At 39.7% G+C, this 25,111-nt stretch carries 19 protein-coding genes and 1 pseudogene; 12 read left to right on the forward strand and 8 right to left on the reverse strand.

Annotated features, from left to right (window positions below; all coding sequences use genetic code 11):
* Nucleotides 1–21: 21 nt before the first annotated feature.
* The 11 genes from BM266_RS03205 (at nucleotide 22) to BM266_RS03255 (ending at nucleotide 9,933) form a co-directional block, all read left to right on the forward strand.
* Complete coding sequence (locus tag BM266_RS03205; RefSeq protein ID WP_093405761.1) at nucleotides 22–1,119, forward strand: AMP-binding protein; 1,098 nt, start codon at nucleotides 22–24, stop codon at nucleotides 1,117–1,119.
* Between the two features lie 623 nt (nucleotides 1,120–1,742).
* Nucleotides 1,743–3,266, forward strand: coding sequence for a F0F1 ATP synthase subunit beta (gene atpD, locus BM266_RS03210; protein ID WP_093405762.1), 1,524 nt, complete (start codon nucleotides 1,743–1,745; stop codon nucleotides 3,264–3,266).
* A gap of 12 nt (nucleotides 3,267–3,278) precedes the next feature.
* Nucleotides 3,279–3,683 carry a F0F1 ATP synthase subunit epsilon gene (locus BM266_RS03215; RefSeq protein ID WP_093405934.1) on the forward strand — a complete coding sequence of 135 codons (405 nt, stop codon included), beginning with the start codon at nucleotides 3,279–3,281 and terminating at the stop codon, nucleotides 3,681–3,683.
* Nucleotides 3,684–3,687: 4 nt separating this feature from the next.
* A complete protein-coding gene (locus BM266_RS03220; RefSeq protein WP_093405765.1) occupies nucleotides 3,688–4,044 on the forward strand; it encodes an AtpZ/AtpI family protein in 357 nt (118 codons plus the stop codon).
* On the forward strand, nucleotides 4,037–4,357 hold the full coding sequence (locus BM266_RS03225) for an ATP synthase subunit I (protein WP_093405767.1): 321 nt from the start codon (nucleotides 4,037–4,039) through the stop codon (nucleotides 4,355–4,357). The genes BM266_RS03220 and BM266_RS03225 overlap by 8 nt, the downstream gene beginning before the upstream one ends.
* Nucleotides 4,341–5,012, forward strand: coding sequence for a F0F1 ATP synthase subunit A (locus tag BM266_RS03230; RefSeq protein ID WP_093405770.1), 672 nt, complete (start codon nucleotides 4,341–4,343; stop codon nucleotides 5,010–5,012). The genes BM266_RS03225 and BM266_RS03230 overlap by 17 nt, the downstream gene beginning before the upstream one ends.
* 24 nt (nucleotides 5,013–5,036) lie before the next feature.
* Nucleotides 5,037–5,303, forward strand: a complete 267-nt coding sequence (locus BM266_RS03235) for a F0F1 ATP synthase subunit C (RefSeq protein ID WP_093405772.1) — start codon at nucleotides 5,037–5,039, stop codon at nucleotides 5,301–5,303.
* Nucleotides 5,304–5,313: 10 nt separating this feature from the next.
* Nucleotides 5,314–6,096: a F0F1 ATP synthase subunit B family protein gene (locus tag BM266_RS03240; RefSeq protein ID WP_093405775.1), complete on the forward strand. Its 783-nt coding sequence runs from the start codon at nucleotides 5,314–5,316 to the stop codon at nucleotides 6,094–6,096.
* Between the two features lies 1 nt (nucleotide 6,097).
* Nucleotides 6,098–7,642, forward strand: coding sequence for an alternate F1F0 ATPase, F1 subunit alpha (locus BM266_RS03245; RefSeq protein WP_093405777.1), 1,545 nt, complete (start codon nucleotides 6,098–6,100; stop codon nucleotides 7,640–7,642).
* Between the two features lie 5 nt (nucleotides 7,643–7,647).
* Nucleotides 7,648–8,544, forward strand: a complete 897-nt coding sequence (locus tag BM266_RS03250; RefSeq protein WP_175494745.1) for a F0F1 ATP synthase subunit gamma — start codon at nucleotides 7,648–7,650, stop codon at nucleotides 8,542–8,544.
* A 162-nt stretch (nucleotides 8,545–8,706) separates the two neighbouring features.
* Nucleotides 8,707–9,933: a pyridoxal phosphate-dependent aminotransferase gene (locus BM266_RS03255; protein ID WP_175494746.1), complete on the forward strand. Its 1,227-nt coding sequence runs from the start codon at nucleotides 8,707–8,709 to the stop codon at nucleotides 9,931–9,933.
* A 38-nt stretch (nucleotides 9,934–9,971) separates the two neighbouring features.
* On the opposite strand, the gene BM266_RS03260 is transcribed toward BM266_RS03255, so the two are convergent.
* From BM266_RS03260 to ppsA, 4 genes and pseudogenes are all read right to left on the reverse strand, one after another.
* Entirely contained in the window at nucleotides 9,972–10,223 is a 252-nt protein-coding gene (locus BM266_RS03260) for a hypothetical protein (RefSeq protein WP_139220585.1), read from the reverse strand.
* Nucleotides 10,224–10,306: 83 nt separating this feature from the next.
* A pseudogene (locus tag BM266_RS03265) lies at nucleotides 10,307–10,479 on the reverse strand (transposase); the annotation flags it as partial.
* A gap of 142 nt (nucleotides 10,480–10,621) precedes the next feature.
* Nucleotides 10,622–13,387, reverse strand: coding sequence for a cation-translocating P-type ATPase (locus BM266_RS03270; protein WP_093405788.1), 2,766 nt, complete (start codon nucleotides 13,385–13,387; stop codon nucleotides 10,622–10,624).
* A gap of 60 nt (nucleotides 13,388–13,447) precedes the next feature.
* The gene (ppsA, locus tag BM266_RS03275; protein ID WP_093405790.1) at nucleotides 13,448–15,838 is read right to left on the reverse strand and encodes a phosphoenolpyruvate synthase; all 2,391 of its coding nucleotides are present in this window, start codon (nucleotides 15,836–15,838) and stop codon (nucleotides 13,448–13,450) included.
* Nucleotides 15,839–16,151: 313 nt separating this feature from the next.
* Between ppsA and BM266_RS03280 the strand changes: the two genes are divergently transcribed.
* Entirely contained in the window at nucleotides 16,152–16,670 is a 519-nt protein-coding gene (locus BM266_RS03280) for a VIT1/CCC1 transporter family protein (RefSeq protein ID WP_093405793.1), read from the forward strand.
* Nucleotides 16,671–16,779: 109 nt separating this feature from the next.
* Here the strand turns inward: BM266_RS03280 and gpmI are convergent, their stop codons facing one another.
* The 4 genes from gpmI to BM266_RS03300 form a co-directional block, all read right to left on the reverse strand.
* Nucleotides 16,780–18,336: a 2,3-bisphosphoglycerate-independent phosphoglycerate mutase gene (gene gpmI / locus BM266_RS03285; RefSeq protein ID WP_093405795.1), complete on the reverse strand. Its 1,557-nt coding sequence runs from the start codon at nucleotides 18,334–18,336 to the stop codon at nucleotides 16,780–16,782.
* Between the two features lie 94 nt (nucleotides 18,337–18,430).
* Entirely contained in the window at nucleotides 18,431–19,369 is a 939-nt protein-coding gene (locus tag BM266_RS03290) for a 1-phosphofructokinase family hexose kinase (RefSeq protein ID WP_093405798.1), read from the reverse strand.
* Between the two features lie 78 nt (nucleotides 19,370–19,447).
* The gene (locus BM266_RS03295) at nucleotides 19,448–22,675 is read right to left on the reverse strand and encodes a cation-translocating P-type ATPase (protein ID WP_093405800.1); all 3,228 of its coding nucleotides are present in this window, start codon (nucleotides 22,673–22,675) and stop codon (nucleotides 19,448–19,450) included.
* Nucleotides 22,676–22,695: 20 nt separating this feature from the next.
* A complete protein-coding gene (locus tag BM266_RS03300; protein ID WP_093405803.1) occupies nucleotides 22,696–25,107 on the reverse strand; it encodes a glycoside hydrolase family 65 protein in 2,412 nt (803 codons plus the stop codon).
* Nucleotides 25,108–25,111: the final 4 nt, after the last annotated feature.

Genomic DNA, 25,111 nt, shown 5'->3' on the forward strand with positions numbered 1-25,111 from the left:
TTTCCAATTTTGGTTCAACAAATGGCAGATAAATATAAAGTCCCGGAAACGCATCCGGATTTCAGGCTTAACAAGCGGTGTTTTTCTAATGCTGAACTTTATCAGGTTGCCTATAGTTTTATAAAAGAAGGGGAGCCTTTTGAAGAAAGAATTGGTAATTTTATTCTGGACTGGATCAAACCTGGACATACGATTGAAGTCCAAACCTCCGGCTCTACCGGGAAGCCTAAAAAGCTTAGGATCAAAAAGGAGCATATGATTAATTCGGCTCTTGCTACTTCTAAATTTTTTGATCTCCCGGAAAAAACCACGGCCCTGATGTGCCTCCCTGCCGATTTTATTGCCGGAAAGATGATGCTGGTGCGGGCTATGGTTTTGGGTTGGCATCTTGATCTTGTACCGCCATCTTCCAATCCATTGGATCAGGTTTATAAACGTTACGATTTTTGCGCGATGACTCCTTTTCAACTGGATAATTCCATAGGTCGCCTGCATCTTATTCAGAAACTCATTGTTGGGGGAGGAGCCGTTTCTCCAAAGCTTCAGAAGATGGTTAAGGACGTAGAGACGAAAGTTTATGAAACCTATGGGATGACCGAAACCGTTACCCATATAGCAGCGAAAAGATTAAATCCGAAGAATAAGAAAAAACAGGCTAAACCATTTAAGGTCTTACCTAATATTCATATTTCTCAGGATGAAAGAGGTTGCCTGGTTATAAAAGCCCCAAAACTGGCAGATGAACCTATTGTTACCAATGATGTGGTTGAAATTCTAACTTATAAAAGATTTATTTGGAAAGGGCGTATTGATAATATGATCAATTCCGGAGGAATAAAACTATTCCCTGAAGAGATTGAGCGAAAGCTGAGAAAGATTATCGATCAGAGACTGTTTGTAACCTCCATGCCCGATGAGGCTTTAGGGCAAAAACTGATACTGTTTGTAGAAAGCGATTTTTCTGAAGAGCTTTTGAGCGAGCTAAGGGAAAAAATAAAAAACTTAAAAAGCCTTGGAAAATACGAGGTTCCGAAAAAGATTTATCTCATTGAAAAGTTCGAAGAAACACCAAACGGTAAGATCCACCGGGAGAATACCGTAAAAAGCAAGGTGAATTAATTCCAAATATTTACAAACTATTTTTATTAATCGGGCTGCTGAGTGTTTAAACACCTTAGTTCACATTCTTCCTAAGCGGGAAGAGCAAGGCTTGTAAATGAGATCCTGAAAGATAAATTTGAAAATCTGCTACCTGGTTTGATGTACAGAGCAAGGGTGGATATATGGGTGGTGATTTCACGGTAATATAAATAAGACCCTGTATTGCGCAGCATACTTGTCTTTCACAAACAAGGAAACCGATAAGTATGAAAGACTCGCTGGTGCCCGCTATGAAGTAGGAGAAAGCATTGAATCTACCTGGAACCCTGAAGAACAATCTGAGCAGTAAGTTTTAGACGTTTATATGCATTTATAGATTTCCCGAAGAATGCTAAACAGGGTTGCCGCATTTGCTTTTATTTCTATAGAACACATAAATTTAAAGCTGAACAAATTCAAAAAGCACAAACTTTTTCACCTAAAAATCCTATCTTTAAGTAAGGATTTCCGTTTTTAAAATCAATTTTTCTATGAACGCCCCATATAATAGAAGAAGTTGAGGGATTAAAAGAGCAATCCGAAATCCTGAAAAATTAATTAAGCATTTTTTGGATTAAAAAATCTTACTTCAGATTAAAAAGATGGGGGCAAATTCAACTCATAAAAACAACTCCTTAAATTACGGAAAAGTTATTTCGGTAAGGGGAAGCGTTGTGGATGTATGGTTTGAAAATAAGTTGCCTTCTATTTTTACCTTGCTCCACACCGGAGAAGAAAAGGAAATTGCAATTGAAGTATTGGCGCAAATTGACTCAAACCGCATTCGGGGAATTGCATTAACTGCCACCCAGGGATTAGCGCGTGGAATGCGGGTTGAAACCGATGGAGAACAGCTTAAAGTTCCGGTTGGAAAAAAAATCCTGGGCAGAATGTTCGATGTTTTTGGAAACACGATAGATCACGAGGAAAAAATATCGGAAGTGGTGTGGCGTAATATACATCAGGAACAACCCCCATTAACGAAACGATCCACAAAATCTGAAATTTTCCTGACCGGAATTAAGGCTATCGATATCCTCATTCCATTGGAACGAGGTGGAAAGGCCGGTTTGTTTGGAGGAGCCGGGGTGGGAAAAACCGTTTTGCTCACAGAGATGATCCATAATATGGTTGGCCATGGCAAGGGAGTGAGCATATTTTGCGGAATAGGGGAACGTTGCCGGGAAGGACATGAGCTTTATCATGAAATGAAAGAAGCCGGTGTGCTGGATGATATGGTGATGATGTTTGGACAAATGAATGAACCGCCGGGAGCTCGCTTTCGAGTTGGCCATGCGGCTTTGACAATGGCCGAATATTTTAGGGATGATGAGTTCCGTGATGTTTTGTTGCTCATTGACAATATTTTCAGGTTTATTCAGGCAGGGATGGAAGTTTCAGGCCTGATGGGCCAAATGCCATCCCGGTTGGGATATCAACCCACCATGGGAACAGAACTCTCCAAACTGGAAGAGCGTATCGCCAATACCGATGAGGGAGCAATCACCTCTATCCAGGCCGTGTACGTCCCAGCTGATGATCTAACCGATCCGGCGGCTGTACATACATTTTCACATCTTTCAGCATCCATTGTTCTTTCCAGGAAAAAAGCCAGTGAAGGACTTTACCCAGCTATAGACCTGTTGCAATCCAATTCGAAAATGGCCACTCCCGGAATTATTGGTCAAAGGCATTATAATCTTGCACAGGAAATTAAGCAAACCCTAGCACAGTATGAAGATCTCAAGGACATTATTGCAATGCTGGGTCTGGAACAATTATCTACCAACGATAGAAACCTGGTAAATAGGGCAAGACGTTTAGAACGATTTTTTACTCAACCATTTTTTACTACCGAACAATTTAGCGGGATTAGCGGAAAATACGTCAGTCTAGAAGATGCTCTTAAAGGTTGTGAGCGCATTCTTTCAGATGAGTTTAAAGATCTGCCGGAAAGTGCGTTTTACATGATCGGGACCATCGAGGATGCTCAGGAAAAAGAAAAGAAAAATAGGAAAAAGGAAAAGGAGAAAAGTTCTAATTCCGAAAAAGAGGAAAGTTCTGATTCTGGAAAGGAGAATAGTTCTAATTCCGAAAAGGAGGAAAGTTCAGTGAATTCAAAATAAAAAATGATTGAAATGGAAAATGAATTAATGACCATTAAAATCCTTCTTCCATTCAAGATTTTCGATAAAGTAAGAAATGTGAAACGGGTTGTTGCCGAAACAGGCGAAGGATTTTTTGGTCTTTTACCACAAAGACTGGACTGTGTTGCCGCATTGATACCGGGAATTTTTATTTATGAAACAGAAGCAGAAGGAGTTCGATATTTAGCTATTGATGAAGGGATCCTGGTAAAAGCAGGACCGGAAGTACTGGTTTCTGTTCGCAATGCCATTGGGGGCGCCGATCTTGGAAAGCTTCGGGAATCGGTAGAAAAAGATTTTATGGATCTCGATGAAAATGAAAGAAAAGCCCGCTCTGTAATGGCCAAATTGGAAAGCGGATTTATTTACAGCCTGGAAAAATTAAGTAAAGAATAAAATAATGGCACCTGCAAATAAGAAAAATAAAGGGAATGCATTTAGCCAACAGGTGGGCAAAAAAGAAAGGCGCAAACTTAAAGCCTTGCGCGATAAAAAAAAGAGCATTTGGTCTGGGCTGGGAATGTTCGGAATGGTGGGCTGGTCTGTGGCCGTACCTACGCTGTTGGGAACGATCTTAGGAATTTGGTTAGATAAAAATTATCCTCAATCTTTTTCCTGGACATTGACCTTTTTGGTCATAGGCTTATTAATAGGCTGTCTGATAGCGTGGTTTTGGGTGGCTAATGAAGATAGAGAGATGAATCCAACCGATAAAGATGAAGAGTTGAATCTTACAAAAGAGGAAAAAGATGAATGAAATTATATACATGGTGTTTGTGCTCACAGCCGGGTTAGTTTTAGGAATATTATTTTTTGGAGGGCTTTGGTTCACTGTAAAAAAGGCGGTTACCTCAAAAAGGCCTGCATTATGGCTTATTGGTAGTTTTTTTATTCGGGTGAGTATTACTTTAGTTGGGTTTTATTACCTGTCCCAGGGAAGTTGGAAAAACCTTCTTATTTCTGTCTTAGGGTTTATTATTGCCCGAACTATCATTATTTACCTGACTAAATCTATTGAAGAAAAATCAATACAATTAAAAAAACAGACAAGTCATGAAGCTAAGTCCTGATGAAACTATATTTTGGGAATATGGTTTTATTAATATTAATCTAACCATTGTTACTACATGGGCATTAATGCTGATTCTGGTGATTTCATCAAGATTAATCACCAGGAATCTCAAAGTAGAAATTCATATTTCCCGCTGGCAAGTGATTTTAGAGATAATCGTAATAATGATAAACAATCAAATAAAAGAAATAGGCCTTGAAAAACCAGAAAAATATATCGGGTTTATCGGAACTTTATTCCTGTTTATTGGCTTAGCCAATTTATTCGTCATTTTTCCATGGTATCAACCACCAACAAGTTCCCTTTCTGCTACCGCGGCTTTGGCTATTAGCGTCTTTCTGTCTGTGCCTTATTTTGGTATTGGGAAGAAAGGCCTTGGAGGTTATCTAAAAAGTTATCTCAAACCAACGTTTATGATGTTGCCATTTAACCTGATAAGTGAGGTTTCACGAACCCTGGCTCTTGCTATAAGGTTGTTTGGGAATATCATGAGTGGAGGAATGATTGTGGCCATACTTTTAAGCATAGCGCCATTTATTTTTCCGGTCATCATGAATGTTCTTGGCCTGCTTACAGGAATGATACAGGCTTATATTTTTAGTATTCTGGCAACAGTTTATATAGCTGGGGCGGTAAAAATAAAAGCAATATAACTATTAACTAAAAAGAGGATAAAAATGGATGATTTAACACTAATTGCAGTAGTCTCAATAATTACTGCCGGATTTACAACAGCAGTAGGAACTATGTTCCCTGCAATAGGCGAAGGGAGAGCCTTATCAAAAGCACTGAGTTCTATAGCCCAGCAACCTGATTCTTCTTCCACTATTACAAGGACGTTATTTGTGGGATTGGCGATGATCGAATCTACAGCCATTTATTGTTTTGTGCTTTCAATGATCCTCATTTTCGCTAACCCGTTCTGGAATCATTTTATTCAATAATATATTCATTATGCAAATTGATTGGTTTACCGTAATTGCCCAGATAATTAACTTCCTCATTTTAGTGGGGTTGCTCAAACGATTTCTATATAAACCAATTCTTAATGCCATTGAAGAACGCGAAAACAAAATTTCCTCTCAACTTGAGGAGGCCGAATCAAAAAAAGAAGAAGCTCAAAAGGAAAAAGAGGAATTCAAACAAAAAAATGAAGATTTTGAAGATAAAAAAAAGAAATTAATGAAAAAGGCCGTTGAGGAATCTGAAGAAAAACGTGAGGAACTTCTTGAAAAAGCTAGAAAAGAAGCCGGCAAATTTCGATCCCGACTTAAAAAATCTTCGGAAGAAGTCCAACAGAATCTCAGCCAGGAGATCGAGGAAAAGGTACAGAAGGAAGTTTTTGCAATTACCAGAAAAGCTCTTTCAGACCTTGCTTCCCTCGATATGGAGGAACAAACCCTAAAGGTCTTCATCAGCCGTCTAAATGAATTGAAAGAAGATGAAAAGAAAGAATTTCTGGAAGCTTTTAAATCTAAGTCGGATCCAATTATGGTTCGAAGCGCATTTGATCTTCCCTCAAAACAGAAAACTGAAATTCAAAAGACAGTTGCGGGTATTTTAGGGACCGAAACCAAATTTCAATATAAAACCGTACCGGAATTAGTGAGTGGTATCGAACTTACTGCTAACGGATTTAAAATTTCCTGGAGTATTTCAGAGTATCTGAATTCTCTGGAGAAAAATATTTCAGAAACAATAGAAGAAGAATCCAAAAAAGGATCAGAAAAACAATAAGATGCCGTCAGGGGAATTAAATAAAACTTTAAAGAGGACCTTCGATAAATTAACCCGGAGCAGGGAAAATTACGTTCCATCGCTTACTCCCCGCGAAGTTGGTTACGTGATGAGCGTATCATCTGGCGTGGTCAGGGTTTCCGGACTTCAAGGTGCAGGTTTTGAAGAACTGCTGAAGTTTCCCAATGATTTATTTGGAATTGCTTACAACCTTGATGAAAGTGAAATAGGTGTAATTCTTTTGGGAGAAGATACAGATTTGAGCGTGGGCGATGAGGTGGAACTGACAGGACGGGTATTGGATGTTCCTGTAGGAGAAGGCTTGATTGGGAGGGTGATCAATCCGTTGGGAAAACCTATGGATGACAAAGGAAATATCACCTTTAATAAACGTTTGCCAATTCAACGCCCTGCTCCTGCTATTATGGATAGAGCGGAGGTTAGGGTTCCATTGCAAACGGGATTAAAAGTGGTGGATGCTTTGATTCCCATTGGCCGGGGGCAACGTGAATTAATCCTGGGTGACCGGCAAACAGGAAAGACTGCCATTGCAATTGACACCATACTTAATCAAAACGATAAAAATGTAATTTGTGTTTATTGTGCTATTTCACAGCGCTCATCCTCGGTTGCAAAAGTAATCGCAAATCTGAAAGATAAAGGAGCAATGGAATACACCATTGTGGTAGTTGCTGAAGGGAATAACTCCCCCGGATTAAAATATATAGCCCCATATGCGGCTACCAGTATTGCAGAATACTTTATGGAACAAGGCAAAGATGTGCTTATTGTTTATGACGATCTTACTCATCACGCCCGTGCCTATCGAGAACTTTCCCTTTTGCTGAGAAGGCCACCGGGACGTGAGGCATTTCCGGGGGATATCTTTTATATACATTCAAAATTACTGGAAAGAGCGACTCATTTAAACGAAGATCTTGGAGGAGGATCACTCACTGCCTTGCCAATTATAGAAACCGAAGCTCAAAATATTTCAGCCTATATTCCTACAAATCTTATTTCCATAAATGATGGTCAACTTTATCTTTCCCCTAAATTATTTGAACAAGGTGTTTTGCCAGCGGTGGATATTGGCAAATCTGTTTCCCGTGTTGGGGGAAAAGCACAATTGCCGGCCTTTCAATCTATAACCGGTAACTTAAAACTCGCGTATTCCCAGTTTGAAGAACTGGAGAGTTTTGCCCGTTTTGGAACCCGCCTGGATGATGACACAAAAGAGAAGATCAACCATGGAAAACGAATTCGTGAAGGTCTGAAACAACCAGAACTTCAGCCAATGGCAGTTCCCGAACAAATTATGGTTCTTCTCGCATTAACAAACGGTCTTTTTGATACGATTCCACTTGACAAAATGCGGGAGGCTGAAGTTTCTTTATTGGAGAAAGCCAATGAAATTCCTGAGGAAATTATTGACCGGATATTTTCAGATAAAAAGTTGAGCGATGAGGACCGACAGTCAATCCTGGAAATTGCCGATGAGAAACTTTCTTCTTTTCAGGAGAAACCGGAACCAAAAAAGAACTGAACATAATGGACACCTTAGAGAGCTTACGCAGAAAACTAGGAGGAGCAGGAGATCTCAAATCGGTCGTCCGGACCATGAAAACCATGGCAGCTTCAAATATTGGACAATATGAGTCTGCCGTAAATTCCCTGGGAGATTATTACCGTACCGTAACCTTGGGGATTCTCGCCTTTTTTAGTGAACAGGACATCAATCTAAAGGAAGAAGATTTAACCTCAAAAAAAAACGATTCAAAATCAATTTGCGCCATTGTTTTTGGGTCCGATCAGGGCCTTGTTGGGCCTTTTAATGATTCCCTTTCCGATTTTGTTTCGAACTCCCTTCAGGAATTTCCAGGCGAAAAAGAAATCTGGGTGGTAGGTGAGCGTATTCAATTCCGATTGATGGATCTCGGACTTAATGTAACAAAACTTTTTTCCGTTCCAAATTCGGTTAACGCAATTACCGTTCTGGTTAGAGAAATATTGATTAAAAGTCTCGAAAATTTTGAAACAGAAGAAATGAAGGAATATTACCTGTTTCATAACCAACCAAAACCCCCAACAGGTTACAAGTCTGTAATGCAAAAATTGTTACCGTTGGAAAAAAAATGGTTGCATGTATTAGATGTTCAAAAATGGCCTACAAAAAATTTACCGCAGGTTGCCGGAGGAAAAGAATCAACCCTGAAGGCACTTATCCGGGAATTTCTTTTTGTTTCGTTGTTTAAGGCAAGTGCAGAGTCTTCGGTCAGTGAAAACTCAAGTCGTTTAGCCGCTATGCAACGGGCTGAAAAAAATATAGATGAGATGTTGGATGATCTTGGCGGTAAATTCCATCACAGGCGTCAAAGCGCCATTGATGAAGAATTATTTGATTTGATTTCCGGATTTGAAGCTTTGAAAGAGGATCCCAAAACGTAAAAACCTTTTCGGCAAATCACTTATAAGTCCCTTGAAATTCATTTCAATTGAGGTTGCATAAAAAGTTTTCGTTAGGGCAAAACCTACCATTATCAGGGGGGGCGAATAGAACCTTTACCTTGGATGCTAAATAACAGGATACGAAAAAATAAAATTCACATTATGTATAGACAAGTAGAAGTGTCACAAACTTTACTGATCAATACCCAATCAAAAAACTTAGCAGTCCAAAATAAAAAAGTGATCGCATTTGGATTTGGACAATCCCCTTTTATGCCTCCCAAATCTGTTTTGGAAGCCTTAAAAAATTCAGCACATCACAAGGAATATTCATCAGTTCAGGGTGATTTGGAACTCAGGGAATATATGGCACAGTTCCACAAAGCACACAACGGATTGCAAGTTGACCCCGAAAATATATTAATTGCCCCGGGGTCAAAAATATTGATCTTCAATATTCTGCTGGCATTCGAAAAAGCCGATGTTTTTATTCCCGCTCCATCGTGGGTCTCCTATTCCCCACAGGCAAAACTTGCGGGACACAATGTCATAAAAGTAAATACTTCCTTTGAAGAGCGATGGAGAATAAGTTCCAAATCAATAAATGAAGCAGCTAAAAACAAGCAGCACGAGGCTTCTGTCATGATATTGAACTATCCCGGAAATCCAGATGGATTATCCTATACCGAAGATGAACTTAAGGATATTGCCCAAGCCTCAAAAGCATTGAACATATTGGTAATTTCGGACGAAATTTACGGTTTACTTGACCATAACCATTCCCATCTTTCTTTTTCCAATTATTATCCGGAGAGAACCATAACAACCACAGGCCTGTCCAAATGGTGTGGGGTTGGGGGCTGGCGTTTTGGTGCGGCTTTACTTTATAACAATATCGAACCCGAATTCAAACAAGCTTTGATTGGGATTGGCTCTGAAACATATTCTTGTGCTCCAACTCCTGTTCAATTAGCGGCAAAAGTGGCATATAAGAATTATGATGAAATAGTACCCTATCTGAAGAAGCAAACACATATTCTAAATCAAATAGGGAACTTTTGTGCAGAGCAGTTAAATTCATCTGGAATACGGGTACATCTGCCACAAGGAGGATTCTACCTTTTTCCCGATTTTTCCTTGCATAAAGAAAAGCTCAATAATTACGGCGTTAAAACCTCAAATGATTTGTGTCAACAATTATTAAAAGATACCGGGGTTGCTCTTTTGCCTGCATCGGCATTCGGATTTGACCAGGACTATTTGGCTGCGAGATTAGCTTATGTAGATTTCCCGGATCCGGCAGAAAAAGTTGAATTTGATTTAAATACCGATTGTCCTAATGTGATTGAAGGAATATATCTAATATGTGCCTGGATCTCAAATATTTAAAAATTTTTGTGAGCGAAAATTGGAGAACAGGGTCAAAATCACTTAAGCCTCATTTCCAATCCGATTTTAAAAGCGACAAACCCGAGAACCATATGGGTGATGAATTCCATATCAACCAAGGCTTGCTTATTTAAAAATTCAAACCAGAAAGCCTCAAAAGAATTCCTGCAACCAGATATGCAATAATGTCTGGAAGTCCCAGTCGTTTGGTTAGTTGCGACAATGGCAGAGGAATCAAAAAACATGATGACTATTGTAAAAAGTATTGAAAAAGAACTATCTTCAAACATTATATTTGTGTTTTTCAACTAGTAATTCTATTGCTTGAAAATCAGCAATTATTAAAAATATTCATAAATTATTGTATATCTGTTTAGCGTCTACTCGCTGTAATGCTCGCTATTACTAACCTTTCAAAAATTTTATCTCAAAATAACTCCTATTTAGCTCGTATATAAATTCGTTGAGGTATAGTTGCAGGTATTTTTTCTTGATTTTGTGGTAGGTGCCAACGAATTTTCTTTTGGCATTATTGATTGCAATGTGTCATTTCAGCATTACAATCATTAATTACTTAGCTATATGGGCTTCCACGTAATTTTTTTTAGGTAATTCAAATTTGCCATTGTTTGCTTTTTTCAGATAAGGCTTTTCATATGGTGAGATATTATAAGCTGTAATTTTCATTTTAAAAAAGGCTTTTTTTAAATTTTAAATATTTATACAGTTCGCCTCCAAAGAGAACCAGAGAAGAAAGGGCGAAAATCACCAGGAAGTGCAGGATAGGCAACTCTTCGAAGCCAAACAGGTCGCGGAGGAATGGTATTTTTATAACCGCTATCTGCCCGCCTAAGGAAGCAACAAAGGCAATATTGATCCATTTGTTTGAAAATATGCCTATTTCAAAAATTGACTGTCGGAGGGAACGCATATTGAATACGTTATAAAGCTGCGTCATGGCAACCATTAAAAAGGTGCCTGTCCTGGCCATAGCTGTTCCCTGAGGCATGTAATAATCTAGAACAAACAAAGATAGGGTAACCATTATGGCGGCCATCAAGAGCAGGTAGGGAGCTATATCCCAGTTCAGAATACTGGCACTTTTCTTTACTGGTGGCTGATGCATGATTTCTCCATGGCCTGGCTCGGTAGCCAGCGCAATGTCCATTACCCCATCTGTTATTAGGTTTACATATAAAATCATAGCTGCGGTTAACGGAATTGGGAAACCCAACGACAGACCTACAATGAGCACGGAAGTAGAAGCAAAATTAGTGGTAAGCAGGAAATAACTGGTTTTTTTTACATTCTCAAATACAATTCTTCCTTCCCGTATGGCATTAACAATACTGCTGAAATTATCGTCCTGCAACACGATTTGGGAGGCATCTTTGGCTACATCAGTACCTCGCTGGCCCATAGCAATACCTACATCGGCACGCTTTAGAGCCGGTGCATCGTTTACTCCATCACCAGTCATGGCCACCATGGTATCTTTCGCCTGAAGCCTTTCGGCAATGCGAAGTTTGGTTTGTGGACCTACCCGAGCATATACATTCACATGTTCTAAAAAATCATCAAATTTTTCATCTTTCACATCCAGTTCTTTGGAGGTGAGTGATACCGGGTACTTGTCTCCTTCTTCTTGCTCTTTACTCTCTACAATGCCTACTTGCACAGCGATAGCCGCCGCTGTTTTTTTATGATCTCCGGTAACCATCATCACTCGCACACCGGCGGTTTTGCACTCCTGGATAGACTCTTTAACTCCTTTTCTTGGAGGATCTATGATGCCGGTGATACCTACCCAAACGAGATCCTTTACATCATCTGCCTTTAAACTATTCTTGCCATTTGCATTTTTGTACCCCTGGGAGAGTACGCGCATGGCCTCTCCAGTCCATTGATCTATTTTATCACCTATCTCTTCTCTTTTTTCATCTGTCATCTCTTGTGGACTATCAGGGCTTAGCCAATGACTGCTGAGCTCCAGTATCCTTTCCGGCGCTCCTATGGCAAAAATTTCCGGGCCTTCTTCGGTTTCTATTAGGCTTGCACGGAATTTTTGTTCTGAATTAAAAGGTAGGTCATCCAGGAGCTTATAGTTCTTATAAGGTTCTTTCTGTTTAATTTTTGCCTTTCGGCTCATCACAAGCATGGCCGCTTCTGTAGGGTCGCCCGTTACCTTTGGTCCCTCATCCTGATCTTTATCCTCGTCTTCCTTTCTATTTTCCTCCTTTTTCTCTTTCTCCTCTTTGCTCTTTATGGAGGCATTGTTACAGAAAGCGGCAATGGCCATAAGTTTACTTTCAACAGGATTTTTATCCAGGTTAATGTTTTCATCTTCTTTTTTAAAATCTCCTTCCAGCTGATAACCACTTCCGGAAACAGATAGCTCCTGTCCGCTGCCGGTAAATATTTTTTTAACTGTTAATATACTTTGGGTAATGGTACCTGTTTTATCAGATAAGATAGTGGAAACAGAGCCCATCATTTCGGTGGCCGTAAACTCCCTGATAATGGCTTTTTTCTTGGCCATGCGGTTGGCACCAATTGCCAGTACAATAGAAATCACAACGGGTAAACCTTCCGGAATAGATGATACCAGCGTGGCTATAGTCACCAGCAGGATATCCTGAAAGATTAAGTGGCGATACCAGTAGCCAATGGCAAAGACGATCAATGCCGTGGTTATGGCAATAATAGCCATCTGCTTACCCAACTTACTTGTTTTCTTTTTGAAATTGGAGTCCTGTATTTTCATTTCACCCATGGAACGGGCGATTTCACCAATTTCGGTTTGTTTGCCAATAGCGGTTACGACTGCCTTGCCTTCTCCCCGGGCAATATTAGTGCCTTTCCAGACCATATTGGCGCGATCTCCTATTGCAGCATTCTTATCTACAGGTTCTGTTTTCTTTTCAACGGGCATGGACTCCCCGGTGAGGGAAGCTTCGGTTGCACGTAAATCTTTTCTTTCCAGCAAACGACCGTCTGCGGGAACCGTGGAGCCTTCTTTCAGTATTATGACATCACCAGGTACTACCTCTTCCGCAGGCATTTCTTCTTCCTTCCCATTACGCAGTACATAAGCTTTTTTCTTCACCAGGCTTTTAATAGACTCAATGGCCTTTTCGGCTTTATATTCCTGGGTGAAACCCATTATAGCATTGAACAAAATAACTGCTAAAATGATATACACATCGGCCATTTGGTCAGCCCACCAGGCTACACCGGCAGCAATGAACAGGATTAGTATTAAAAAGTCTTTGAACTGTTTCAGGAATAGTAAAAATGGATTCATTCCTCCTTTCTCGGGGAGTTTGTTTTTTCCAAACTTCTCCTGTCTTTTCTGTGCTTCTTCAGATGAAAGACCTTCTTTTTTACCTGAAACTTTCTCTAAGGTTTCTTCAATGCTTATACTATGATAGGGGTGTTTTTGATCAATTTCCATAGGAATTGTCTTTTGTGTCCGGTCATTTTTTTATCCTTGATAAATTGTCTTTTACACTTTTCATCTTCGTCCTCTTTTTTCAGCTTCTAAAATATTCTTGATTCCCTTGGCTACAGCATCCGGATTAAAGGAAATACTGTTTATTCCCTGCTCTACCAGGAATTGGGTGAATTCAGGAATGTCACTTGGTGCTTGTCCGCATAAGCCTATTTTTTTGCCTTTCTTTTTGGCCTTCTCAATCGCCATACTTATCATTTGTTTGGAAGATGGATTGGTTTCATCAAATAAATCACTCACCAATGCCGAATCCCGGTCCAGACCTAAAGTGAGCTGGGTTAGATCATTGGAGCCTATGGAGAAACCATCAAAGATCTCAGCGAATTCTTCAGCCTGAAGTACATTTGAAGGAATTTCGCTCATGACATAGATCTCCAAATCATTCCAGCCTTGTTTCAATCCGAAATCACCCATGAGATTAAGTACTTTTTTTCCTTCTTCTACAGTTCGGCAAAAGGGGATCATCAGCTTTACATTGGTAAACCCCATTTCGTCCCTTACGATTTTCATGGCCTCACATTCCATTTCAAAACCATCTTTATACTTTTCACTGTAGTATCTGGAAGCACCCCTGAAACCTAACATGGGGTTTTCCTCATCAGGTTCAAATTCCTTTCCGCCTATTAAATTCGCATACTCATTCGATTTAAAATCGCTCATTCTTACAATGACCTCGCGGGGATAAAATGCAGCAGCAATAGTTGCAACACCTTCCGCTAATTTTTCAACGAAAAAAAGATGTTTCTCCTCGTAGGAAGCAGTTAATTCTGAAATTCTCTTTTTTGCTTCCTTGTCTTTTAGTTTATCGAAATACCGAAGCGCAAGGGGATGGATTTGGATGACGTTGTTTATAACGAACTCCAACCGCATTAATCCCACACCTTTTACAGGGTAATTGCTGTAAGTATATGCCAGGTCAGGATCGGCGAGTATTAACATCACCTCGGTTTCAGGTTCTTCCTGTTTGGCGAAATCTATTTCTTTCTCCTCCCATTCCAATAAACCTTCGAATATTTTTCCAATATTTCCCCCGGCACAGGAAACGGTAATTTCCTGTCCGTCTTTAATCACTTCGGTTGCGTTTTCGGTGCCAACTACCGCCACAGCACCAAGTTCTCGGGCTACAATGGCTGCATGGCTGGTTCGGCCTCCACTGTTTGTGACAATAGCAGATGCTTTTTTCATCACATTATCCCAATCGGGATTTGTAATTTCAGTTACCAAAACATCTCCCTTTTGCAGTTTGTCAGATTCATCGGGAGAACTCAGAATGCGGCTTTTTCCTTTGGTGATCCTTTCTCCAATCCCGGTACCCATGGTAATGACTTTTCCTTCTTCTTTTAAATGGTATTCTTTGATTTTTGATTTATCCTTTCCTGAATGTACTGTTTCCGGCCTAGCCTGGACAATATATAGCTCGTGGCTTTCCCCATCTTTGGCCCATTCGATATCCATTGCCCTTTTATAATGATCTTCGATTTCCAAAGACCAAACTGCCAATTGTATAACTTCATCATCGGTAAGAACATATTGCTTTTGCTTTTTTGCTGGGGTTTTTTTGTTCGTAGTTGTGGTATCATTTTTTCCGCTACCAGAGGCATAAACCATTGTTTTTTCTTTGGTGCCCAATTTTTTGGAAATGATTGAGCGCATTCCTTTTTTTAAAGCTGGTTTAAAAACATAAAATTCATCGGCATTTACCACCCCTTGTACTACATTATCTCCTAGCCCCCAGGAACCGGTGAGAAAAAGTACTTTTTCGTATCCGCTATCTGGCAAAATGGTAAACCCAACACCTGCTGAGGCTTTATCTGAACGCACCATTTTTTGCACCCCGGCAGAGAGAGCTACTTTCATATGTTCAAATCCATTGTGCTCCCTGTACCTTATTGCCCTGTCGGTAAAAAGAGAGGCAAAACATTTTTTACAGGCTTTTAGTGTGTTTTCGGGTCCCTGGATATTCAGGAAAGAATCATGCTGGCCTGCAAAAGAGGCTTCAGGAAGATCTTCAGCAGTTGCGCTGCTTCGTACTGCCACACTGGATAATACTTCTTCTTTTTCTTCAAGTTGCGCGTAGGCTTCCTTTATTTCTTCCGCAAGGTCATCAGGGAATTTCCCTTTTAAAATAAATTCACGGGCATTTTTCCCTGTTTCTCTAAGGTTTTTGAACTCTTTGGTATCTAGTTTTTGAAGCAGGTTGGTAAGTTTTTCTCTAAGCCCATTGTGTTCCAGGTAATCCCAATATGCCTGGGCGGTAGTAGCATATCCTGCAGGAATTCGAATTCCTTTTGGTCCCAGCTGACTTATCATTTCACCAAGAGAAGCATTTTTTCCACCCACTTCGGTGGTATCCTCGTTACTTAAATCGCTAAAAAATCGTATATATTTACTCATGTCTTAAAATATTTGAATGTTTAAATTTTGGCTTGTAATAAGTATTTATTGCCTTGTAAAGACCAACTATAATTTAAAGCTATTTTGATAAAAGGAATATTCATAATATGTTAAATTTGAATTGTTTATATTATTAATAGTGAAGTAATCATTAGATTTTTTTAAAAAAAGTAAAAACTGAATTCAAACATCCCCAGTTACATCCCTGAGTGAAATTTATGATCACCATCATTGATAATGGGTTTGAATAAGGCTATTTTTAAATGATTGAGTTTTAGAAGGGGGTGGAGATAAATTATTTGAATAGAATGCTATGGCTTATTTAAAATTACTGACCAGATACATAAAAGATGCGGTCTACGGGGCAAATGATGGGGTCATAACAACTTTTGCCATTGTTGCCAGTGTAGAAGGTGCAAATTTGGGTAATACGGCCATTTTGGTTGTGGGGTTTGCATCCTTATTTGCAGATGGCTTTTCCATGGCTTCTTCAGACTTCCTGGCAAACAAAGCTGAATTGGCCAGAAAAAAAAGCAATAACCTGGAGGAACAGGAAAAACATAATCCCAAAATTGCAGCCTTATTTACTTTTTTGGCTTTTGTAATTGTTGGGATAATACCACTTGCACCATATTTTTTTATAGCTCTTACCTCAAACTCTTTTGTCTTTTCAGGCATAGCTACCGGTTTGGCTTTATTTGGGGTTGGAGCATTGAGAACAAAACTTACTGGAGGCAATCCTTATCTGGCGGGAGGGGAGATGTTACTAATTGGAGGGGCTGCGGCTGCTGTTGCTTTTTTTATTGGAGGCTTGATCGATCAATGGCAGTAATTTCAAGAATTCACGGTTAAATCCCTCATTGAGGGTTTAATTCTCCGAGGCTTGCCGCAAATTTTTAAAAGTATTTTCCTCTCGAATTATCGGGACATACCTTGTGGGCTTACACCGATGATTTTGATTTTTTTCGTATTAAAACATCTCCGCTCATTTCTTCAGGAGCATCAATGCCCATCAATGAAAGAATGGTAGGTGCAATGTCACTTAATTTTCCTTCAGATAATTCCAGATCTTTGTTAGCGCCTAATAAAATACAGGGAACAGGATTTATAGTATGAGTTGTGAAGGGGGTGCCGTCATCATTTTCCATTTTATCGGCGTTGCCGTGATCTGCAATGATAACTACCGTATAATCATTTTCCAGGGCTGTTTTAGCCACTGCCTCTGTACAGGAATCTACAGTTTCACAAGCTTTTTTTGTAGCTCCCATATCCCCTGAATGGCCTACCATATCAGGATTGGCAAAATTAAGGCAGATAAAATCGGCGGTTCTTTTTTTTAATTTGGGAATAATCGCATCGCGTATTCCTTCTGCACTCATTTCCGGTTTTTGATCGAACGTGGAAACATCAGGAGAATCGATCATAATCCTGGTTTCCCCTTCAAATTCCTTTTCTCTTCCACCACTAAAAAAATAAGTTACGTGCGGGTATTTTATAGTCTCAGCGATTCTGATTTGTTTTTTACCATTTCTCGATAATACTTCCCCTAAAGTATTGTTGAGATCTTCTTCTTCAAATAACACCGGTATATTTTTAAATGTTTTATCATAGCGGGTCATGGTAATATATCGCAAATCGAGTTTTTTCATGTGGTACTCCGGAAAATCCTTTTGAGTGAGGGCCTGCGTTAACTGTCGGGAACGATCGGTACGATAGTTAAAACAAATTACCACATCCCCATCCTGGATAGTTGCTACAGGTTCACCGTCTTGAGTTGAAACTATTGGTTTTAAGAATTCGTCGGTTTCATCTTCTTCATATTTTTTCTTTACTGTTTCCTTCCATTTCTCAGCTATTACTTTTGTCTCAGATTCTCCATTTACCAGTGCCCGGTATGCTGTTGCGGTCCTATCCCAGTTTTTACCACGGTCCATAGCGTAATAACGGCCCATTATACTGGCTAATTTTCCGGTTGTTTTTTGAAAATGTTCCTGCAGAGACTCTATGAAACCAATGCCACTTTTTGGATCGGCATCCCGGCCATCGGTAAATGCATGAATATAAACTTCGTGGACGTCCTGTTCAGCTGCAATGCTGCAAAGTGCTTTAAGATGATCTATGTGAGAATGAACACCTCCATTAGATATCAGGCCCATTAAATGCACCTTTTTTCTTTCTTTTTTAGCATAATCAAATGCATCTTTCAAAACAATATTCTTATTAAGGCTTGTGTCTTTAATCGCCAGATCTATTTTAACCAGGTTCTGATATACCACTCTGCCAGCACCAATATTAATATGGCCTACTTCAGAATTTCCCATCTGGCCTTCCGGCAAGCCAACAGCAATTCCGTGAGTTTGCAACTGGGTATGGGGCTGTTCCTGCCAGATCTTGTCCATAAAAGGTGTATTTGCCTGTACAATGGCAGATGCGTCTTTTTCCTCTTCCGGAGCAATTCCCCAGCCATCCAGAATCATTAAGATTACTTTCTTTTTCATTTTTTACAACTGTTTCAAAATTCAGTTTCTAATTTTTTGTTTTCTGAGTATTGATTTTAAAAAGGTTCTGTTTTTTTGATCTTTTAATAGGTGTCTACTTTATTTCTTTTTCACTAAGCCATTCGAATATCTTTTCCACGTCTTTTTTACGGCACAACTCTGTTCCGGGGGTTATTGTGGCAGCAGTACCTGCGGCTACTCCCCATTCTACTGCATCCAGTAATGAATCTCCGCGGGAAAGAGATAAAACCAACCCTCCAACCATAGAATCTCCGGCACCAACTGTGCTATCCTGTTTGACGGTAGGAGGCACCACATATTCAATAGTGTCTCTAGTTACTACCATTGCTCCCCTAGCACCCAGGGAAACTATTAGGATGTCTGCTTTGCCTTCGTTTATTATTTTTTTTGCGATCTCTTCCTGTTCCAATCCTGAGATTTCCTCTTTCTCTGCCAGCGTACTTAACTCTCCTAAATTGGGCTTCAAGATATAAACTCCCATTTCTGAAGCTTTCACTAAAGCTTTCCCTGAAGTGTCTATTATGCATTTAATATTTTTGCTTTTGGCAATTTCCGCTATTGTCCCATAGAAATCATCCGGAGCATCCGGAGGTAAACTGCCACTGGCAACCAGGTATTTCACATCATCGGGAAGATTCTTTATTGCATCCTGACATTTCTGAAGGCCTTCCTGTCCTGCATTTGCTCCCGGCATCCCGAATCTATATTGATTTCCTGTTAAACTTTCAACAACCATCAAATTTTCCCGTGTATTTTCTTTTATGTTGATGCGCTGTTGATTTACTTCTTCCTTTTTAAGCAGTTCTTCAATTTTATCGCCAACAGGTCCACCTCCTGCATAAATTGCCAGCGAATCGCCCCCAAGGATCTTTATGGCCCTTGAAACGTTAATTCCACCGCCGCCGGGATGATAAACAGGTTCTTCACATCGTAATTTCTTCTGCGCCTGCAACCTATCTATAGATGTGCTTTTATCCAGCGCCGGATTCAGGGTTAAGGTTACAATTTTCATAGGTGTTTATTTCTTGGTTATTAGAACATCTTATTTATTTAATTTATTGGATCGCACTTTTTGTTAGTCATTTTATTCTTAAAAGTCTTTTCTGATTAATTTAATTAATTGAATAATGATTAAAGGCAGTATACTGGTAATTAATATTAATCCCCAGATGTGCATTTCAAGTTCATGGAAGGATAGAACTTCAGAAATAGTCGGGATATGGTAAGCTGCCACTAATACCGCAGCACAGAAAGCGAGGGCATACCAGATGAATTTGTTACGGGTAACCTGGTTGTTGAATATATTTTCTGTGGCTTCCCGCATATTGAAAACGTGAAGCAGTTGGGCAATAGCAAGGCTGAAAAAAGCTACATTATTGGTGATTTCTTCCGATTCTCCCCATACAAAATGCGCGTATAAATAGGCGCCGGTTATGCAGATTGTAAGGATCACTCCATATAGCGCCACCTGGATCCAGTTCTTTTTGGTTATTAGCGGTTCTTCCGGGTCTTTGGGTGGTTCTTTCATGATACCAGGGTTTCCTTCTCCCACCCCCAGTGCGAGTGCCGGGAACACATCTGAAAGCAGGTTAAGAAAAAGCAATTGCAATGGGAGCAGGGGTAAGGCTAGTAATCCGAAACTGATAGATGCAATAATAAGAATTTCGCTTAAGTGATAGGATAACTGATAAATTATGAATTTCCTGATATTTCCAAAGATTATACGGCCTTGTTTAATGGCTTTTACAATAGATTCAAAGGTGTCGTCTTTAAGGACCATGTCTGAAACTTCCTGGGCAACCTGGGTGCCCCGTTTTCCCATGGCAATACCTATATTGGCCCTCTTTAAGGCAGGGGCGTCATTTATACCATCGCCGGTCATTCCAACTATTTCTCCCCGCTTCTGGAAATGCTTTATCAAGCTTAACTTCTGAGAAGGATCTACGCGCGAAAAGATTGAAGTTTCGGTAATACCGGAATCTTTTTCATTTTCCAGCTTTTCCTTCAGTTCTTTTCCATTAATGATTCTGGATTTTTTGTCGCCTTCATTTTTATAAAGTTTCACCTGTTTTCCAACATTTCGAGCGGTTCCGGGGTGGTCACCAGTTACCATAATTACTTTGATCCCGGCTTCCCTGCAGGTGTTAATAGCCTCGGCCACCTCTTTTCTTGGCGGGTCCAGAAAACCGATGAAGCCGGCAAAGGTTAAATCTTGCAGAAATTCTTCCTCTTCAGGTAGGGAATTGGTTTTTCTGTAAGCAAAACCTAAAACCCGCAAACCTTCATCAGAAAGTTCATCATTTTTGTTGTTCCAGAACTCTTTATCTTTTTCTGAAAGTTCCTTTTCCTCCCCATTTTCCAGAACCTTAGATGAGCGTTCCAAAATAGCATGGGCGGCTCCCTTTCCGGCAACATAGAAACCTTCTCCGTCTTCATCTTCATTAACCGATCCCATTACCATAGATTCAGAATCAAATGGGTCATGAAGTTCCCTTTTTAGGTTACGGAATTTTTTATAACGGCTTTTACTGAATTTACGGGTGTAATTAAGCAGCGCTATTTCCAGGGGATCTCCTTCTCCTTTACCGCTTTCATTTTCCCCAATGTCATCTCCGTTTTCACTTTCCTCTTCCTGTAATTCTTCTTCTTCCTCTTCTTCTTCAATTATTTCTTCGTCATCCCAATCGTTGCTATCTTTCTTGTTGGGTTTCCTATTATTTTCTTCTTTGGAAACATCTGGTTTTTCCTTTTCTTCTTTTGGTATTGTGTTTTTGCGAATGTGGATATTTATACCTTCATCACTTGTCGAAATATCAATATCCATATCGCTTTTCTCCCCGTCTTCTTCGTTTTTTGTTTTAGCATCTACGCTTACCCCATCTTTTTGGACATCAACATTTATGTCTATGTCTTTTTTCTCATGATCAGTTTCGCTGCTTTCTTTTTCCTGATCTTCTCCCGAAGTTACTTTGGGTTTTTTCCCTATATTTGATTTTTCTTCTGATGTATTTTTGTCTTCTGATTCAGCAGTAACGGCTGACTTTTCTATCTTAGCATCTTTTGAAGTTTTCCCCTGCTCTTCATTACTATTTTCTTCAATAGATTCCTGATTTTCTTCTTCTCCATCCAGCATTGCATCATTGGCAAGCACCGAAATTTTAAAGATTTGCTTAAAATTGGGGTTTTCTTCGGGAGCTTCTTTTTCTTTCATACCCGGCTGCTTTCCGGAATGCCAGTCTACGCTCATCCTAACATTACCCGGAAAATAAAAAGTGTCTACGGTGAGCTGATTTTTGGTAAGCGTTCCGGTTTTATCGGTAAAAATCACAGTGGTTTCCCCAAGCGTCTCTACTGCTTCAAGTTTTTTAACGACAACGTTCTTTTCTGCCAGCCTAAGCATCCCGCGGGCCAAAGCAATACTGGCTACGATAGGAAGTCCTTCAGGAATTGCGGCAATCGTCCAGGCAATTGAAGTTTGAATTAATATGTAAAGTTCTTTTCCAGATAGGTAGCCAAAAATAAGGAAAGCTACAGCCAGGCCTATTGTTACGAAAATGAGGTGCCTGGTAAGTTTGTTTAGTTTTTGGTTTAACGGGATTTCGTCCTTTTTTTCTTCGCCAACCATGGCCGAAATACTTCCGAGCTCCGTACTCATCCCTGTACTATATACCACAGCCTTAGCCGTTCCTCCTGTGACGGCGGTCCCTTTGTAGAGAATATTTGTTCTGTCGGCAACCTGTGTTTTTTCTTCAATAGGTTCAGTAGATTTATTGACAGGAACAGACTCTCCGGTTAGCGGAGATTCATCAATAGCTAATTCGGTTGCTTCTAAAATTCGGGCATCGGCTGATAATAAATCACCGGCTTCTACCAGTAAAATATCGCCGGGAACAATTTCTTCAGCATTAATTTTTTTTACCTGCCCATCTCGTAACAGCCTTGCCTCGATTTTATCCATATTTTTCAAGGCTTCCATAGACTTTTGGGCTTTAAACTCCATCCAAAAGCCTATTACCGTGTTAATGATGAGAACGATAATTATAGCTGTGCCTTCGGCATAATCACCAAACAGGAATGCCAGTAATGCTGCTGCAGTTAATAAATAAATGATAGGGTTGTTTAATTGAGCAAGAATTATCTGCCAGATGCTGCGTTCTTTTTGTTCTTCCAGAACGTTTGCTCCATATTTTTTTTTCCTCTTTTTAGCTTCCTTATCCGAAAGACCATTGTCAGGATCTGCAGAAAGTTCTTTTATGACTTCCTCTCCGGTTTTGCCATAAGCGTTTTCAACAATTTTAGATTTTTCCTCTTTTGCCATTTAAAAGATCTTAAACATATTTACTGCACATTGGTATCTGTTAAAAGTGAAAATTCCCTTACTTCTCCAATTTTGAATTTATATAGTTCATCAAGAACCCCAATATTTACCTCATTGCTCCAGCCTTCTTCAAAAGAGATCTTTATTTTTTCATGATTCACAGCGACGAAGATCCAGTGTTTTTTGTAATTGATGCGCATAGAAATTTTTTTGATACTGTCAGGCACTCTGGGATTTATCCATAAAGCATCATCACATACAGCAAGTCCTGCAAAATTGCGTTGAATAAGGTCTAATGATCCTGCCATCGCCCCCAAATGAATTCCCTCTGGTGTAGTCCCGCCCTGAATGTCTTCAAAATCACTAATAATAAGTGTTTCAAAATTCTTCCAGGATTTTGCTTTGTCATATTTTGACTGGATCCATGAAAAAACCAGTCGGCTAAGGGTGGATCCATGAGAAGTGCGTTCACTGTAATACTCAATGTTTTTATTGATCATCCCTTCCTGAAATTCATATCCCAGATTTTCAAGAATATTTTTTAATTCATCCTGAGTAAACAGGTAAAAAAGCATGAGGACATCTGCCTGTTTACTAGCCTTATAATTATTTGGGCTGTCTCCTTCTTTTTCAAGAATCCTGTCCAGGCGTTGTATATCTTCATATTTATCCTGGTAATCTTTCCACGGAAACTCCTGAAGATTTTCATAACCCTCAAATTGATTGATAATTCCATCTTTAATAAAGGGAACGTACATTTTTTTACTGATATTCTGCCACAAAGAAAATTCTGCATCATCGATGGCTAGAACCCGGAGCAATTCACGTTTTCGGCTTTTTTCAATAAGTTCTAGAATCTCTAAAGCTTTTTGTAGCACCCAGGCTGCCATTATATTGGTATAAGCATTATTTTTTAGGCCTTGTTCATTAGAATCGGGATAGGAGGTATGATATTCGTCGGGCCCAACAACGTCGTGTATTTCATAACGATCCCGCTCCTTATTATATTTGGCTTTACTTGCCCAAAATAAAGCGATGCTCAGGAACATTTCTGCTCCAAAATAGGAAAGAAAGAGTTTGTCATCTGAGGCTACATAATAGTTCCAGATATTAAATGCAATAGCCGAATTCACATGTCGTTGTAAATGAGTATTATCCGGAATCCAATTTCCCGATTTGGGATTTAAATGTAATATCTGGCTTTCTTCCCTTCCGTTGCTGCCACTTTGCCATGGAAACATTGCTCCTTTGTAGCCTTCCTGTGTGGCGGCATAGCGGGCTTCATCCAGTCTGTTATAACGATACATCAATAAACTCCTGGTGATTTCAGGAAACCTCAGGTTGAGAAATGGATAAATATAAAGTTCATCCCAAAAAATGTGTCCTCTGTAAGCTTCCCCGTGCAAGCCTCTGGACGGTACCCCAACGTCAAGATTCATCGTGTTTGGAGAGATGGTTTGCAGGCTATGAAAAATATGCAGACGTGCTAATTTTTGAATTTTTTCACTTCCAATGATGCCTATATCAGACCGATGCCACAAAAACCTATAAGCTTCTTTTTGGCTAAAAAGCAATTCTTTGAACCTTCCCACTCGCTTAATATCTTTACAGGCTTCAAGGGATGCTTCTGTGATAGCTTTGTCGCGGCTTGTATAGATAGCCACGATCTTTTCGACCACGTATTTTTTTCCTTCTTTAGCTGAAAAATGAAAAACCTGTTCGATATATCCATCTTTTTTATGGGAGCTGATATCGCTTTTTATAATTTTTTGCCTGGAATAAATTTGGGTCCTAGCAGCCTGAGCCATTATAATTTTCGATTGTTTTGTCTGTACCTGTAATAATATGCTATTCTCATTAATCACTTCGGTGTCCAGAGGATCTAAATGATGCCCTTCCAGTTCCCCGTACCGGGCAACATTATCATTTATAACAGTACCGTCCAGAGCTGTGCGTATTTCTAAATTTCCGCTCCAGTTTTGAGGGGTGAAATGCCATTGGATAGCAGCCAGGTGAAGATCTTTCATACTTACAAAGCGGCGGCTGTGAATGGAAGTTATTCGGCCATCAGGATCTTTTATTTTGAAAATTCGTTCCAGCGTGCCTGTTTTCATATCCAGGACCTGCTGGTAATCAATAATTTCTACTTTTTCAAGGTTTAACCATTCTCCTCCCTCAGGTCTGAAACTAAGGCAGAGCCAGTTGGGAAAATTCACAAGGTCCTCATTTTCAATATTCCTGCCTGCAATTTTTGTTTTTGCCCGATTGTAACCTCCTGCCAGATAAGTTCCGGGATAGTTGAAGTTGTTATTGGAATTTTCTTCAGCCGCACCCCGGGTACCAATATAGCCGTTACCTAAAGTACAAAGAGCCTCCCGGAGTTTCTGTTCTTCTGGTTTCCAATCATTATAGATAATACGAAAAGGTGCCATAATT

Source organism: Salegentibacter flavus, assembly GCF_900115145.1.
GTDB classification, from domain to species: Bacteria; Bacteroidota; Bacteroidia; order Flavobacteriales; family Flavobacteriaceae; genus Salegentibacter; species Salegentibacter flavus.

Coding starts and splice junctions, on each gene's coding strand:
- BM266_RS03205 (WP_093405761.1), top strand. CDS start 22: ATGGCAGATAAATATAAAGTCCCGGAAACGCATCCGGATTTCAGGCTT.
- atpD (WP_093405762.1), top strand. CDS start 1,743: ATGGGGGCAAATTCAACTCATAAAAACAACTCCTTAAATTACGGAAAA.
- BM266_RS03215 (WP_093405934.1), top strand. CDS start 3,279: ATGGAAAATGAATTAATGACCATTAAAATCCTTCTTCCATTCAAGATT.
- BM266_RS03220 (WP_093405765.1), top strand. CDS start 3,688: ATGGCACCTGCAAATAAGAAAAATAAAGGGAATGCATTTAGCCAACAG.
- BM266_RS03225 (WP_093405767.1), top strand. CDS start 4,037: ATGAATGAAATTATATACATGGTGTTTGTGCTCACAGCCGGGTTAGTT.
- BM266_RS03230 (WP_093405770.1), top strand. CDS start 4,341: ATGAAGCTAAGTCCTGATGAAACTATATTTTGGGAATATGGTTTTATT.
- BM266_RS03235 (WP_093405772.1), top strand. CDS start 5,037: ATGGATGATTTAACACTAATTGCAGTAGTCTCAATAATTACTGCCGGA.
- BM266_RS03240 (WP_093405775.1), top strand. CDS start 5,314: ATGCAAATTGATTGGTTTACCGTAATTGCCCAGATAATTAACTTCCTC.
- BM266_RS03245 (WP_093405777.1), top strand. CDS start 6,098: ATGCCGTCAGGGGAATTAAATAAAACTTTAAAGAGGACCTTCGATAAA.
- BM266_RS03250 (WP_175494745.1), top strand. CDS start 7,648: ATGGACACCTTAGAGAGCTTACGCAGAAAACTAGGAGGAGCAGGAGAT.
- BM266_RS03255 (WP_175494746.1), top strand. CDS start 8,707: ATGTATAGACAAGTAGAAGTGTCACAAACTTTACTGATCAATACCCAA.
- BM266_RS03260 (WP_139220585.1), bottom strand. CDS start 10,223: ATGTTTGAAGATAGTTCTTTTTCAATACTTTTTACAATAGTCATCATG.
- BM266_RS03270 (WP_093405788.1), bottom strand. CDS start 13,387: ATGGAAATTGATCAAAAACACCCCTATCATAGTATAAGCATTGAAGAA.
- ppsA (WP_093405790.1), bottom strand. CDS start 15,838: ATGAGTAAATATATACGATTTTTTAGCGATTTAAGTAACGAGGATACC.
- BM266_RS03280 (WP_093405793.1), top strand. CDS start 16,152: ATGGCTTATTTAAAATTACTGACCAGATACATAAAAGATGCGGTCTAC.
- gpmI (WP_093405795.1), bottom strand. CDS start 18,336: ATGAAAAAGAAAGTAATCTTAATGATTCTGGATGGCTGGGGAATTGCT.
- BM266_RS03290 (WP_093405798.1), bottom strand. CDS start 19,369: ATGAAAATTGTAACCTTAACCCTGAATCCGGCGCTGGATAAAAGCACA.
- BM266_RS03295 (WP_093405800.1), bottom strand. CDS start 22,675: ATGGCAAAAGAGGAAAAATCTAAAATTGTTGAAAACGCTTATGGCAAA.
- BM266_RS03300 (WP_093405803.1), bottom strand. CDS start 25,107: ATGGCACCTTTTCGTATTATCTATAATGATTGGAAACCAGAAGAACAG.